Annotated in this window: 13 protein-coding genes; 12 read left to right on the forward strand and 1 reads right to left on the reverse strand. The window is 42.6% G+C overall.

The genetic code is table 11. The features are described 5' to 3' along the window. Nucleotides 1–4 precede the first annotated feature (4 nt). Nucleotides 5–205 (reverse strand): cold-shock protein, encoded by a 201-nt coding sequence (locus RV00_RS04185; protein WP_071861345.1) that lies wholly within the window; start codon nucleotides 203–205, stop codon nucleotides 5–7. Nucleotides 206–379: 174 nt separating this feature from the next. On the opposite strand from RV00_RS04185, the gene RV00_RS04190 reads away from it, so the two are divergent. The 12 genes from RV00_RS04190 (at nucleotide 380) to RV00_RS04245 (ending at nucleotide 12,937) form a co-directional block, all read left to right on the forward strand. Next, nucleotides 380–2,053 (forward strand): formate--tetrahydrofolate ligase, encoded by a 1,674-nt coding sequence (locus RV00_RS04190; protein WP_071861346.1) that lies wholly within the window; start codon nucleotides 380–382, stop codon nucleotides 2,051–2,053. 203 nt (nucleotides 2,054–2,256) lie between these two features. Continuing rightward, entirely contained in the window at nucleotides 2,257–3,288 is a 1,032-nt protein-coding gene (argC, locus tag RV00_RS04195) for an N-acetyl-gamma-glutamyl-phosphate reductase (protein WP_071861347.1), read from the forward strand. A 21-nt stretch (nucleotides 3,289–3,309) separates the two neighbouring features. Next, the gene (argJ, locus tag RV00_RS04200) at nucleotides 3,310–4,503 is read left to right on the forward strand and encodes a bifunctional glutamate N-acetyltransferase/amino-acid acetyltransferase ArgJ (RefSeq protein WP_071861348.1); all 1,194 of its coding nucleotides are present in this window, start codon (nucleotides 3,310–3,312) and stop codon (nucleotides 4,501–4,503) included. Nucleotides 4,504–4,530: 27 nt separating this feature from the next. Beyond that, nucleotides 4,531–5,280 (forward strand): acetylglutamate kinase, encoded by a 750-nt coding sequence (gene argB, locus RV00_RS04205; RefSeq protein WP_071861349.1) that lies wholly within the window; start codon nucleotides 4,531–4,533, stop codon nucleotides 5,278–5,280. Next, nucleotides 5,277–6,419 carry an acetylornithine transaminase gene (locus RV00_RS04210; protein ID WP_071861350.1) on the forward strand — a complete coding sequence of 381 codons (1,143 nt, stop codon included), beginning with the start codon at nucleotides 5,277–5,279 and terminating at the stop codon, nucleotides 6,417–6,419. Before argB ends, RV00_RS04210 begins: the two co-directional genes overlap by 4 nt. Before the next feature lie 133 nt (nucleotides 6,420–6,552). Beyond that, nucleotides 6,553–7,254 carry a CBS domain-containing protein gene (locus RV00_RS04215; RefSeq protein ID WP_071861351.1) on the forward strand — a complete coding sequence of 234 codons (702 nt, stop codon included), beginning with the start codon at nucleotides 6,553–6,555 and terminating at the stop codon, nucleotides 7,252–7,254. Between the two features lie 2 nt (nucleotides 7,255–7,256). Further along, the gene (gene lspA, locus RV00_RS04220) at nucleotides 7,257–7,718 is read left to right on the forward strand and encodes a signal peptidase II (RefSeq protein WP_071861352.1); all 462 of its coding nucleotides are present in this window, start codon (nucleotides 7,257–7,259) and stop codon (nucleotides 7,716–7,718) included. After that, on the forward strand, nucleotides 7,711–8,619 hold the full coding sequence (locus RV00_RS04225; protein WP_071861353.1) for an RluA family pseudouridine synthase: 909 nt from the start codon (nucleotides 7,711–7,713) through the stop codon (nucleotides 8,617–8,619). The genes lspA and RV00_RS04225 overlap by 8 nt, the downstream gene beginning before the upstream one ends. 216 nt (nucleotides 8,620–8,835) lie before the next feature. Continuing rightward, nucleotides 8,836–9,375: a bifunctional pyr operon transcriptional regulator/uracil phosphoribosyltransferase PyrR gene (gene pyrR / locus RV00_RS04230; protein ID WP_071861354.1), complete on the forward strand. Its 540-nt coding sequence runs from the start codon at nucleotides 8,836–8,838 to the stop codon at nucleotides 9,373–9,375. 34 nt (nucleotides 9,376–9,409) lie between these two features. Next, entirely contained in the window at nucleotides 9,410–10,681 is a 1,272-nt protein-coding gene (locus RV00_RS04235; protein ID WP_071861355.1) for a solute carrier family 23 protein, read from the forward strand. 35 nt (nucleotides 10,682–10,716) lie between these two features. Beyond that, complete coding sequence (locus tag RV00_RS04240; protein ID WP_071861356.1) at nucleotides 10,717–11,643, forward strand: aspartate carbamoyltransferase catalytic subunit; 927 nt, start codon at nucleotides 10,717–10,719, stop codon at nucleotides 11,641–11,643. Nucleotides 11,644–11,656: 13 nt separating this feature from the next. Next, the gene (locus RV00_RS04245) at nucleotides 11,657–12,937 is read left to right on the forward strand and encodes a dihydroorotase (RefSeq protein WP_071861357.1); all 1,281 of its coding nucleotides are present in this window, start codon (nucleotides 11,657–11,659) and stop codon (nucleotides 12,935–12,937) included. Nucleotides 12,938–12,940: the final 3 nt, after the last annotated feature.

Below are 12,940 nucleotides of genomic sequence, written 5' to 3' on the forward strand. Positions count from 1 at the left end.
TCGTTTATTTCTTTTTAACATGGGCAGCCTGCATACCTCGGGCACCCTCTACAATTACAAATTCAACTTCGTCACCAGAATCCAATGTTTTGAATCCCTCTTCTTCAATAGCAGTGAAGTGAACAAAAACTTCTTGATTCTCTTCATAGTCAATAAAACCGTAACCCTTTTTTTCATCGAACCATTTAACAATGCCGCTATTCATCCTGCAACACTCCTTTGCAATTGCTGGTTTCATTATACGTGATGGAAACAAAAATTGCGAATCAATGAGTTTACCGATTCTCAGTAGTGTTTTTCTTAAAAAAATTCGTTATAATACTATTGAACGAATAAAAAAGTATATTTCTCTGAATAACGTTCGGGAAAGGGAGTTATTATGAAATCAGATATCGAAATCTCACAAGCAACCTCTTTAGCACCAATTACGGAAATCGCTGAAAAAATCAATTTATCTTTTGACGATCTCGAGCTTCACGGAAAATACAAAGCAAAAATCGAGTTTGACGCATTAGATCGAATGAAAAAAAATCCAGAAGGAAAACTGATCCTAGTCACCTCGATCAATCCAACCCCAGCCGGTGAAGGAAAATCAACAGTAACCATCGGCTTAGGAGACGCCTTAAATAAAATTGGCAAAAAAACAGTAATCGCGCTTCGGGAGCCTTCCTTAGGTCCTGTAATGGGAATCAAGGGCGGAGCAACTGGCGGCGGCTATGCCCAAGTGTTACCAATGGAAGATATTAATTTGCATTTTACCGGCGACATGCACGCGATTACCACCGCAAACAATGCGTTGTCTGCCTTATTAGATAATCATATTCACCAAGGCAATGAATTAAATATCGATGCTCGTCGTATAATTTGGAAACGAGTGGTTGATTTAAATGATCGTGAATTGCGCCATATTACGGTGGGCTTAGGCGGTCCAATCAATGGTGTGCCGAGAGAAGACGGCTTTGATATTACAGTAGCTAGTGAGATCATGGCGATTCTTTGTCTAGCAACAGACATTAATGACTTAAAACGGCGCTTGTCGAACATCGTCGTCGCTTACACCTTTGATCGTGAGCCAGTTACGGTTGGAGATTTAAAAATTGAAGGGGCCCTAGCTTTAGTCTTGAAGGACGCAATCAAACCAAATCTAGTTCAAACGATCTATCAAACACCCGCCTTTGTTCATGGCGGCCCATTTGCGAATATCGCACATGGCTGTAACAGTATCTTAGCCACCAGAGCCGCACTTCACAGTGGGGATTATGTCGTTACTGAAGCCGGTTTTGGCGCAGATCTAGGCGGCGAAAAATTCTTAGACATCAAGGTGCCAAGTTTAGGCAAGGCACCAGATGCAGTCGTGATCGTTGCTACGATTCGGGCTTTAAAGATGCACGGCGGGGTCGCAAAAACTGATTTAAGTGCTGAGAACCTAAGTGCCTTAAAAACAGGCTTCAGCAACTTAGCTAAGCACATTCGCAATATGCGTAAATATGGTTTACCAGTTGTAGTAGCAATCAATCAATTCATCAGCGACACTGACAAAGAGATTGAATTGTTAAAAGAACTTTGCGCCAACGAGGAAGTTAAAGTTGAATTAGCGAGTGTCTGGGAAAAAGGACCAGACGGCGGGATTGATTTGGCGAATACTATAGTAGAAACAATTGCGACAGAAGAAAATAATTTCCATTCGATCTTTTCCCGCGATCATGATGATCTTAATGAAAAAGTCGAGACCATCGTTCGAGAAATCTACGGCGGCTCCGAAGTGGTTTATAGTAAAAAAGCCTTGCAGCAGCTTGCCAGCTTTAAGAAATACGGCTGGGATCGTTTGCCAGTTTGTATGGCGAAAACACAATATTCATTGTCAGATGACCCAACGAAGCTTGGCGCGCCAAGTGATTTCGATGTAACGATCCGTGAATTTGTACCAAAAATCGGTGCCGGCTTTATCGTTGCATTAACTGGTGACGTCATGACGATGCCGGGATTGCCGAAAAAACCAGCGGCATTAAACATGGATGTGGATGAAAAAGGCAACGCCATTGGATTGTTTTAAAAATAAAAACTGAATAAAGCAGTGTTGGACTCTTAGTAAATTGTATAAAAAAGAGTTCAACACTGTTTTTTTTGCATATTTTTTTAAATATTTCCCGAATAAATTTATAAAAAACCATTGACTTGCATAAAACCAAACCGTATAATCATTTGAAATAGTAGTTGTCTAATCATATTTTTAGACAGTTGCAAGGAGGGGTTAATATGAAGGTAGCGATTATTGGGGTGACAGGATACAGCGGTGTGGAATTGATCCGTATTTTGTTACAGCATCCGAAGGTGGAAATCGTCTCGATCCATAGCCATTCGCAAAATGGTCAAGGAATCGACGACTATTTGCCGCATTTAAAACAGCTATTAAGCCTTCCTTTAGAACCAATCGATCCAGTAAAAATAATGGCGCAAACCGAGTTAGTATTTTTCGCGACACCTTCAGGCATATCGAAGGAAATCGCCACAGCTTTCGTGGAAGCAGATTTTCCAGTTATTGATCTTTCAGGTGATTTCCGGTTAAAAGCAGATGGGCAATACGAAAAATGGTATAAAAATTCAAGTGCACCTCCAGATTTTTTACAAACGGCTCATTACGGCTTAGCGGATTTCTACAGGAAGCCAACTTCTAAATTGATTGCCAATCCAGGCTGCTACGCCACAGGCACCTTAGTATCTTTAGCGCCTTTAGTTCAAAAAAAAATAATTGAACCGACTTCGATTATTGTTGATGCAAAATCAGGACTATCAGGAGCGGGAAAAAATTTATCGGAGTCGAGTCATTTCGTCAACAGTAATGAAAATATGACTTTGTATAAAATGAATAGTCATCAACACATTCCAGAGATTATGCAGCAGTTGCAAAAATGGAACGCAGAAGTACCTGCTATTCAGTTCTCGACATCATTAATTCCAGTTACTCGGGGAATTTTTATCACAAGCTATGCCAGAAGCAGTCAGAAAATGACTCAAGAAGACGTCTGGCACTTGTATCAGGACTTTTATCAAGAAAAATATTTTGTCCGAATCCAAGAACAAGAGAGTTATCCCAATCTACGACAAATCATCGGCTCCAACTTTTGTGACATTGGCGTGGCTTATAACGAGGTCACCAATATTATAACGGTTGTTACCGTATTGGATAATTTAGTCAAAGGCGCTGCAGGACAAGCAGTCCAAAATTTGAACCATTTAGCGGGCTGGGATGAAAAGACCGGGTTGGAAATGATTCCAATCTATCCGTAAACTATTCGAGGAGTGAACTAGATGAAAATTATTGAAGGAACGATCGCAAGCCCCAAAGGATTTCACGCGGCGGGCTTACATAGCGGCTTAAAAAAAACTAAAAAAGATTTAGGCATGATCTATTCAGACGTCCCAGCGGCTGCAGCGGCGGTTTATACGACGAATCAAGTCAAGGCGGCACCGATTTTTGTTACGAAAGAAGCCATGGTTGATGCAACGATCCAAGCAGTCGTTGTTAACTCGGCTTATGCCAATGCTTGTACCGGTAAAATCGGAGCAGAAAATGCCTTAGCGATGCAAGCTCTAGCGGCTGAACAATTGGCCGTTCCTAAAGAAACGGTCGCAGTGGCTTCTACCGGAGTGATTGGAAAACAATTACCGATGGAAATCATCGAAAAAGGTATCAAACAAATTGATTTGCCAACAGCGAATCCTTATGACTTTCATGAAGCGATTTTGACTACCGATACTAGTACCAAAGAAATTGTTGTTTCCGCTAAGATCAATGGTCAAACGGTAACGATGGCTGGGGTTGCTAAAGGATCGGGGATGATTCATCCTAACATGGCGACGATGCTGGCTTTTATTACTACGGATGCACAGATTTCATCGGAATTATTGCAAGGGATCTTGGCTGACAAAACAGAGACCACTTTCAATCAAATTACCGTAGACGGCGATACTTCAACCAATGACTTGGTGTTAGTTCTAGCCAATGGCTTGGCGGAAAATCCGATGATCGAAATAGGTACACCTGCTTACGAAACCTTCGTTGAAATGTTTCAACTGGTTAGCGAAGCGCTAGCCAAGCTGATCGCAAAGGACGGCGAAGGTGCGACCAAACTGATCGAAGTTGAGGTGGTAGGAGCGAGTAATCCAAGTGATGCCCGCTTAGCCGCTAAAAAAGTTGTCGGTTCAAGTTTAGTCAAGACAGCGATGTTTGGTGAAGATCCAAACTGGGGGCGGATCATTTGCGCGGTAGGCTATGCCGGTTCCCAAACGGATCCTGAAAAAATCGATATGTGGATCGGCCAGCAGCAATTATTAAAACACAGCCAACCACAGGAGTTTGATGAAGCCGAGATGAAACAAACGCTGGAAAAAGAAAAAATCCTGATCACGGTGGATTTAAATATCGGAGAAGCCAAAGGCAAGGCTTGGGGCTGTGACTTGACTTATAAATATGTTGAAGTGAACGCGTTGTACCATACTTAAATCAAACAAATTAAGGAGCGAATAATCATGGGTAAAATAGTCGTTAAAATTGGTGGCGTCGCCAGTGATAATCTAACAACAGGTTTTTTTAATCAAATCAAAGACTGGCAAGCATCGGGACATGAGGTCATCATCGTTCACGGCGGCGGCTATTATATCTCGGAAATGATGAATCGCCTGAATATTCCCGTCGTTATCAAAGACGGTTTACGAGTCACGACTGAGCAAGCGTTAAAAATCACACAGATGGTCTTGATTGGGCAAGTACAGCCGACTATTACTACCCTTTTTCAGCAGCAAGGCTTTTCGACGATCGGACTAAACGCTTCTTGTGGCGAACTGATCCAAGGAGAAGTGATCGATCAGCAAAAATTAGGCTTTGTGGGAGAAATTACCGAAATTAATCCTGCAGCGATCGAGAATGTCTTAGCGAAGCAATACATCCCTATCGTTGCACCATTGGGGATCACTAAAGACGGTCAATGGTTAAATGTCAACGCCGATACGGCGGCCTGCAAAATTGCGGAAGCCATTGATGCAGAAGCCTTGTATTTATTAACGGACGTTCCTGGCGTGAAGTATCAAAATCAGTGGCTGGAAAGAATCACCATTGAAGAAGTAGAAGCATTAAAAGCGGAGGCAGTCATTACCGGCGGCATGATCCCTAAAGTCGATAGTGCGGTAGATTCTCTGGAAAATGGTGTTAAAAAAGTTCATATCACCAATTGTATTGAAGTGGCAGGTACGATCATCACAAAGGAGGCGGTCTACGCATGAGCTATTTATTTCCAAATTATGCTAGAGATATGATTGATCTCGTTAATGGTTCAGGTAGTTATGTCTATGATCAAAACGGGACAGCTTATTTAGATTTCATGAGTGGGATCGCTGTCAGCAATCTAGGACACAAAAATCCGAAAGTGATGCAGGCGTTACATGAGCAGTCACAAAAAATCTGGCACAGCTCTAATTTATATACGAATCACTTGCAGGAAAGCATCGCCGAAAAATTAACGATGGGCAAGAATTATCTTGCTTTTTTCTGTAACAGTGGGACGGAAGCGAATGAAGCGGCTATTAAACTGGCACGAAAAGCCACCGGTCGTCCGAAAATCATTAGTTTTTTGCAATCCTTTCACGGTCGGACCTATGGCGCATTAAGTGCGACAGGTCAACCTCAATTGCAACAAGGTTTTTTTCCAATCGTCGAAGGCTTTGACTATGTACCATATAACCAGCTTGAAGCATTAAAAGAACTATTGGATGAAAACGTGGCGGCGGTCATGCTAGAAGTTATCCAAGGGGAAGGCGGTGTGATTCCGGCGGAAAAAGCATGGCTTCAGGCAGTCGCGAAATTATGTAAAGCCAATGGCAGCCTATTGATCATAGATGAGATTCAAACAGGAATGGGCAGAACCGGAAATTTTTATGCCTTTGAAGCCTATCAGATCGAACCAGATATTATTACCTTGGCAAAAGCTTTAGCTAATGGAATCCCAGTGGGAGCAATGCTAGGGAAAAAAGAACTAGCGGAAGCTTTCGGTCCCGGATCCCATGGTACGACCTTTGGCGGCAATAATCTCGCTATGAAGGTAGCAGAGACGGTAGTCAGTCAGATCAATCAGCCGGAATTTTTAGCGGACGTTAAAGCAAAAGGTGCTTTTTTAAAGGCAGAATTAGCAAAACTTACAGGCGAATCAGAAAAAGTAGTGGAGGTCCGGGGTGAAGGACTGATGCTGGGAGTACAACTTGATTCAGCTGAGACCTTACAAACAGTGATCCAGACCTTGAAGCAAGAAAAGTTATTGGCGATTAAGGCCGGTGGCAATGTGTTGCGTTTATTACCGCCATTAACCATCAGCCAATCTGAACTTGAAAAAGGTGTTGCCATTATCAATCAAGCTATTTTGCAATAAGTTGTCGAAGAACTAGAGCGATGAGCGGTCATCGTTCTTTTTTTGTGCCTGAGACTTTCCATAGCGTGTTTTTTCACTTATACTGAACCTATTGAAAAAAGTTATACTAGCTAGTTTAGAAGGAGTGGACCTCGTGGGAGACAATGCGGATCTTTTTTTAAGTACCTTCAATCGAATTGAAAAAGAATTAAAACGTTTATTAGGCAATCCAAGTAATATGGGCTTTAGCGAAGCCGTTCGCCGTCTCTCAAAACGCCGTGATAATGTGATCGGTAGAAATGAGAACGATCTATTACAGTTAGCTCAGCTGCGTAATGCGATTGTTCATGATCAAGTGGCGGATGATTTTGTGATTGCAGAGCCGAATGATTGGGCAGTGGCACGAATCAAAGCAATTGAAGAAAGCCTGCTGCGGCCTGAAAAAGTTTTACCGCGGTTTGGTAAGAAGGTTACGGGCTTTGAATGCAATCTGCCGATGATTGAAATCATGAAGATCATTAACAAAAAGCGCTTTTCACAATTTCCGGTCTATGACTCCGGCAAATTCATCGGGCTTGTAACCTTACGGACGATCGGATTTTTCTTTGCACAGGAAAGTTTGAACGGTTCAGTTAAGCTTGAAGGTCGGATCGCAGAAGATTTATTACGGGCGAACGGCAAGCAAGCAAACTTTAAGTTTGTCTCAGCTGAGACGAAGGTTTCGGAAGTGGAACAAATGTTTCAAACAGAAGGGATCTTGGAAGCCGTTTTGATTACTAAAAATGGGGATTCGGATGGAAACCTTTTAGGCATCATTCGACCACGGGATATTTATGTTCAAGAAGGGGAGCAGTAATTTTGATAGCAGTTTATTTATTACTTAGCGGTGTCCTCATCGCTTTGGATCAATGGTTCAAATGGTGGATCGTCAATCAATACAATTTTGGAGATAGCCAAACGATTATTCCAAACGTTTTATCATTAACCCATATTCGGAACACTGGCGGTGCCTTTAGCTTATTCGAAGGCCAACAAATCTTTTTTATCGTCATCACGATTGTAGCGGTGGTCGCTGTGATCTATTATTTGATCAAACACCTCCACGAAAGCAAGTGGCTGACGATCGGCTTGAGTTTCTTTTTGGCCGGCGCGATTGGTAATTTTATTGATCGTATTCGCCTAGGTTATGTCGTGGATATGTTCCGCTTCGATTTTATTAACTTCCCGATTTTCAATATTGCAGATATGGCCTTGGTTACAGGGGTCATTATGATTTTTATTTATATTTTATTAGATGAGAGAGATAAGAAAAATGGATAATCAAATTGAAGTAATTATTAAAGCAGAAACTGGGCGGATCGATAAAGTCTTAAACGATCGTTTGTCGGACTATTCCCGTTCTCAAATTCAGCAATGGATCAAAGATCAGCATGTATCGATTGATGGAAAAACAGTCAAAGCCAATTACAAAGTCAGTGCTGGGGACCAGATCTTGATCGAGATTCCCGCACCAGAAGAACTGGATCTTGTACCGGAGAATCTGGACTTAGTCATCGTTTATGAAGACGATGATGTCGTCGTAGTCAATAAACCCCAAGGCATGGTGGTCCATCCATCAGCCGGACATCCCAAAGGCACGTTAGTCAATGGGTTATTATATCAAGTGAAAAACCTTTCGACGATCAACGATGTAATTCGTCCGGGGATCGTTCATCGAATTGATAAGGATACGTCTGGATTATTAATGGTCGCAAAAAATGATCATGCCCATGAAGCGTTGGCAAAACAATTAAAAGATAAAACGTCCTTGCGAAAATACGTTGCTTTGGTTCACGGTGAGATTTCTCATGAAAAAGGGCGGATCGAAGCGCCAATCGGCCGTTCAAAGGTCAATCGAAAAATGCAAGCGGTGATTGAAGAAGGTAAATCGGCGGTCACTCATTTTGAAGTGTTGCAACGCTTTGAAGGTTTTACGTTGATTGAATTACAACTAGAGACAGGCAGGACACATCAAATCAGAGTCCATATGCAATACATTGGTTATCCGGTCGCCGGTGATCCTCTGTACGGACCGAAAAAGACGCTAAAAGGCAACGGACAGTTTCTTCACGCCAAATTATTAGGCTTTGAACACCCAACGACTGGCGAGATGATGGTCTTCGAAGCACCATTACCAGAAATTTTCAAAAAAACTTTGAAACAGTTAAAAGAAAAAGATTGATTTCTTATTTAAGGAATAGTATAGTGTCTGTAGTAAGAAATAAATAACTTAATATGATCCTTTAAGAGTAGTCCCGTGAGGCTAAGAAGGAAGTCGATAGTAGTTTGAGCTAGGTGCGCCTAGATGAACGCTATCATTTTGACGAAGTCGATAACATTCCTCCTACCTAACTACGGGTAGGAGTTTTTTTATTGTAAAAAATAAGGAGGAGACAGGATGTATAAAAAAGAGGTTGTAGATGAAGTAACAATGAAACGAGCGTTGACTCGTATCACCTACGAGATCATCGAACGAAATAAAGGGGTTCAAGATATTGTCTTGATCGGAATCAAAACGCGTGGAATTTTTATCGCCCAACGAATTGCGGAACGCTTAAAACAACTTGAGCACATTGACGTTCCAGTCGGAGAATTAGACATTACGTTATACCGTGATGATGTAAAAGTTCAAGAGGCTGAACCTGAATTACATTCCTCCGATATTCCTTTTTCGATTGAAGGCAAAGAAGTGATCCTAGTTGACGACGTCTTGTTCACCGGCAGAACAATTCGGGCAGCGCTAGATGCGGTCATCGACTTAGGCCGACCAAATCGCATTTCGCTAGCCGTTTTAGTTGACCGCGGTCATCGCGAATTACCAATTCGCGCTGATTATGTAGGAAAAAATATTCCCACAGCTTTAACCGAGGAAATCGTCGTTGAAATGGAAGAAAACGACGGACAAGATCGTATCATGATTCAAAAAGAAGAAGACTAAAAAAATGTATAGATGCTAGAAAGAGGATTTTTGTATGAAAGAGTTCCACAATGATGACGTTGTTTTAGATATACATGATCGCCCAAGTACCGGTCATTGGATCGGCTTGAGTATTCAACACTTGTTCACGATGTTTGGCGCAACGGTTTTAGTTCCTATCTTAGTTGGGATCAACCCAAGTATCGCGCTAGTCAGTTCTGGTTTAGGAACGTTGGTTTACTTAACCGTAACTAAAGGAAAGATTCCGGCTTACCTAGGCAGCAGCTTCGCTTTTATCGCGGCGATGAAATTATTAATGAAATCAGATGGCTATCCGGCAATCGCTCAAGGTGCTTTAACCTGCGGATTGGTTTACTTGATTGTTTCCTTCATTATTCGAAAAATCGGTTCAGGCTGGCTGGATAAAATTTTGCCACCGATCGTTGTAGGACCAGTCGTAATGGTCATCGGTTTAGGCTTAGCCAGCAACGCCGCGCAAAACGCGATGTACAACAACGGCACTTACAGCTTCAAATATGTGATGGTCGCTTTGATCACGTTAGCGTTTACGATTTTCTTCAATATGTTTTTCACTGGCTTCTTAGGCTTGATTCCGATTCTTTTAGGAATCATCGGCGGCTACATTACAGCGATGATCTTCGGAATCATCGACTATCAGCCGATCATTGATGCGAACTGGCTTGCGATGCCAGCTTTCAATGTACCTTTCGTCAGCTATCAGCCAAAGCTGTATATCAGCGCGATCACGACAATGGCGCCAATCGCCTTTGTTACTATGACAGAACACATCGGTCACTTGATGGTTTTGAATAAATTAACAAAACGCAATTTCTTCGATGATCCTGGCTTAGATCGCACCTTGATGGGGGATGGCTTAGCGCAAATCGTCGCCGGCCTTGTCGGCGGACCGCCAGTAACTAGTTACGGTGAAAACATCGGTGTCTTGGCAATCACACGGGTGCACAGTGTCTTCGTTATCGGAGGTGCGGCAGTCTTCGCGGTCTTACTAGGCTTTGTTGGAAAGCTTAGCGCTTTGATCTTAAGTATTCCTGGACCAGTTATCTCAGGAATCAGCTTCATCTTGTTCGGCGTCATCGCCGCTAGCGGATTAAAAATCTTGATTGAGAACAAAATCGATTTTGACCGTAAAAAGAACTTATTGATTGCTTCAACGATTTTAGTTATCGGGATCGGCGGACTGGTTTTCGAAGCGGGCACCTTTACGTTATCTGCCATGGCCTTAGCCACCGTCCTAGGAATTATCTTAAACTTAATCTTGCCGGAACAGGCACGCAGTGAGAAATAAAAATAACTAGCGAAGAATGAAGAGGAGGAAATTTCATGATCATCCAGTCAGAAGAAATCAGTCTGAAACATTTATTGACGGTGGAAGCTTTAACCGATCAAGAAGTCATGGGACTGATTCAAAGAGCTCAGCAATTCAAGCAGGGAGCACGGTGGACACCTAATAAAAATCAATACTTTGTCTCTAATCTTTTTTTTGAGAATAGTACCCGGACCCACAAAAGTTTTGAAGTCGCTGAAAAAAAACTAGGACTAGATGTGATTGATTTTGATGCCAAAACCAGCTCGGTTCAAAAAGGTGAGACGCTCTACGATACCGTTCTTACCATGTCAGCCTTAGGGGTGGATGTGGCAGTGATCCGCCACGGAGATGAAAATTACTATGACGAATTAATCCAAAGCAAAACGATCCAATGTTCAATCGTCAACGGCGGCGATGGCAGCGGACAACATCCGACACAGTGTTTGTTGGATCTGATGACGATTTATCAAGAATTCGGTCATTTCAACGGCTTAAAGGTTGCTATCGCTGGAGACATTACCCACTCACGAGTCGCTAAATCAAATATGCAAATGCTGAAACGCTTAGGTGCGGAGGTTTTTTTCTCGGGACCTGAGGAATGGTACGACGAGAGCTTTGATGTTTACGGTACCTACCGACCATTAAATGAGCTTGTGCCGGAAGTCGATGTCATGATGCTGTTAAGAGTTCAGCACGAACGCCATGACGGACAGGAAAGTTTTTCAAAGGAAGAATATCATGAAAAATACGGCTTAACGATCGAACGGGGAAAACAGTTGAAACCAAGCGCCATCATTATGCACCCGGCGCCAGTCAATCGAGATGTTGAAATCGCGGATAGTTTAGTGGAGAGTCTGCAATCGCGGATCGTACCGCAAATGACCAACGGCGTGTACATTCGGATGGCAATTTTAGAAGCAGTACTTAGAGGAAAATCGTAAAGGGGCAGATACTATGAAAACATTGATTAAAAATGGAAAGATCGTAACAAAAGACAATCAAACAACAACATGTGACCTTTGGTTAGAAGACAGTATCATCGCTGGTATCGGGAAGGATTTCTCAAGTATGACGTTTGATCAAGAGTACGACGCAAAAAATCAATTAATCACACCAGGTTTAGTTGATGTTCATGTTCATTTGCGAGAACCCGGCTTTACTTATAAAGAAACTATCAAGGACGGCTCTAAAGCGGCGGCTCGCGGTGGCTATACAACCGTTTGCGCGATGCCAAATTTAAATCCAGTACCTGACACGGTAGAAAAATTCAATGACGTTATGGCGATCATTGAAAAAGATGCGGTAGTAAAAGTTCATCAATATGCGCCGATTACCGAAGAGCTGCGAAGTGAAGTTCTAACCGATCAAAAGGGGCTGAAAACAGCCGGCGCTTTTGCCTTCACCAATGACGGAGTGGGTGTGCAAACAGCCGGAACCATGTACTTAGCAATGAAGGAAGCAGCGGAAAATAATATGGCACTGGTTGCCCATACGGAAGACGAATCTCTATTATTCGGCGGTGTTATGCATAAAGGGAAGATCAGTGAAAAGCTTGATTTACCTGGAATTCTAAGTGCTACGGAATCCTCACAAATTGCCAGAGACTTGATCTTAGCAGAAGAAACCGGCGTTCATTATCATGTCTGCCACGTTTCTACAAAAGAAAGTGTTCGCGTGATTCGTGACGCAAAAAAGGCCGGTGTACATGTGACAGCGGAGGTTTCTCCTCATCATTTGATCTTGATCGATGAAAACATCCCAGAAGACCACGGCTACTGGAAAATGAACCCGCCATTACGTGGAAGCGAAGATCGTGAAGCTTTGATTGAAGGCTTGCTTGACGGCACGATTGATTGTATCGCTACCGATCATGCCCCTCATGGCTTTGAAGAAAAAAATCAAAGCTTCCTAAAATCACCATTCGGAATCGTTGGCAGTGAAACAGCCTTCCAATTGATTTATACGCACTTTGTTGAAACAGGACGATTTACTTTAGAACAAGTGATTGATTGGATGGCTGTTAAACCAGCGGAAATTTTCGGCATGACCGTCGGCACACTAACGATTGGTCAACCGGCGGACATCGCGGTCTTTGATCTAAACCACGAAGAAAAAATCGATGATAAAAAATTCGCATCACTAGGAGTCAACACCCCTTTCACTGGTTGGCCAGTCAAGGGCGCAACATTAATGACCTTTGTGGATGGTCAGTTGGTATACAACAAGGAGGACTAAGAC

Origin of the sequence: Enterococcus devriesei, assembly GCF_001885905.1 — a bacterium.
Taxonomy (GTDB): Bacteria; Bacillota; Bacilli; order Lactobacillales; family Enterococcaceae; genus Enterococcus_A; species Enterococcus_A devriesei.

Bases quoted from the DNA above. Each gene is read 5' to 3' on its own strand.
- RV00_RS04185 (WP_071861345.1), bottom strand. From the start codon at position 205: ATGAATAGCGGCATTGTTAAATGGTTCGATGAAAAAAAGGGTTACGGT.
- RV00_RS04245 (WP_071861357.1), top strand. From the start codon at position 11,657: ATGAAAACATTGATTAAAAATGGAAAGATCGTAACAAAAGACAATCAA.
- RV00_RS04235 (WP_071861355.1), top strand. From the start codon at position 9,410: ATGAAAGAGTTCCACAATGATGACGTTGTTTTAGATATACATGATCGC.
- RV00_RS04190 (WP_071861346.1), top strand. From the start codon at position 380: ATGAAATCAGATATCGAAATCTCACAAGCAACCTCTTTAGCACCAATT.
- argB (WP_071861349.1), top strand. From the start codon at position 4,531: ATGGGTAAAATAGTCGTTAAAATTGGTGGCGTCGCCAGTGATAATCTA.
- RV00_RS04225 (WP_071861353.1), top strand. From the start codon at position 7,711: ATGGATAATCAAATTGAAGTAATTATTAAAGCAGAAACTGGGCGGATC.
- RV00_RS04240 (WP_071861356.1), top strand. From the start codon at position 10,717: ATGATCATCCAGTCAGAAGAAATCAGTCTGAAACATTTATTGACGGTG.
- argC (WP_071861347.1), top strand. From the start codon at position 2,257: ATGAAGGTAGCGATTATTGGGGTGACAGGATACAGCGGTGTGGAATTG.
- argJ (WP_071861348.1), top strand. From the start codon at position 3,310: ATGAAAATTATTGAAGGAACGATCGCAAGCCCCAAAGGATTTCACGCG.
- pyrR (WP_071861354.1), top strand. From the start codon at position 8,836: ATGTATAAAAAAGAGGTTGTAGATGAAGTAACAATGAAACGAGCGTTG.
- RV00_RS04210 (WP_071861350.1), top strand. From the start codon at position 5,277: ATGAGCTATTTATTTCCAAATTATGCTAGAGATATGATTGATCTCGTT.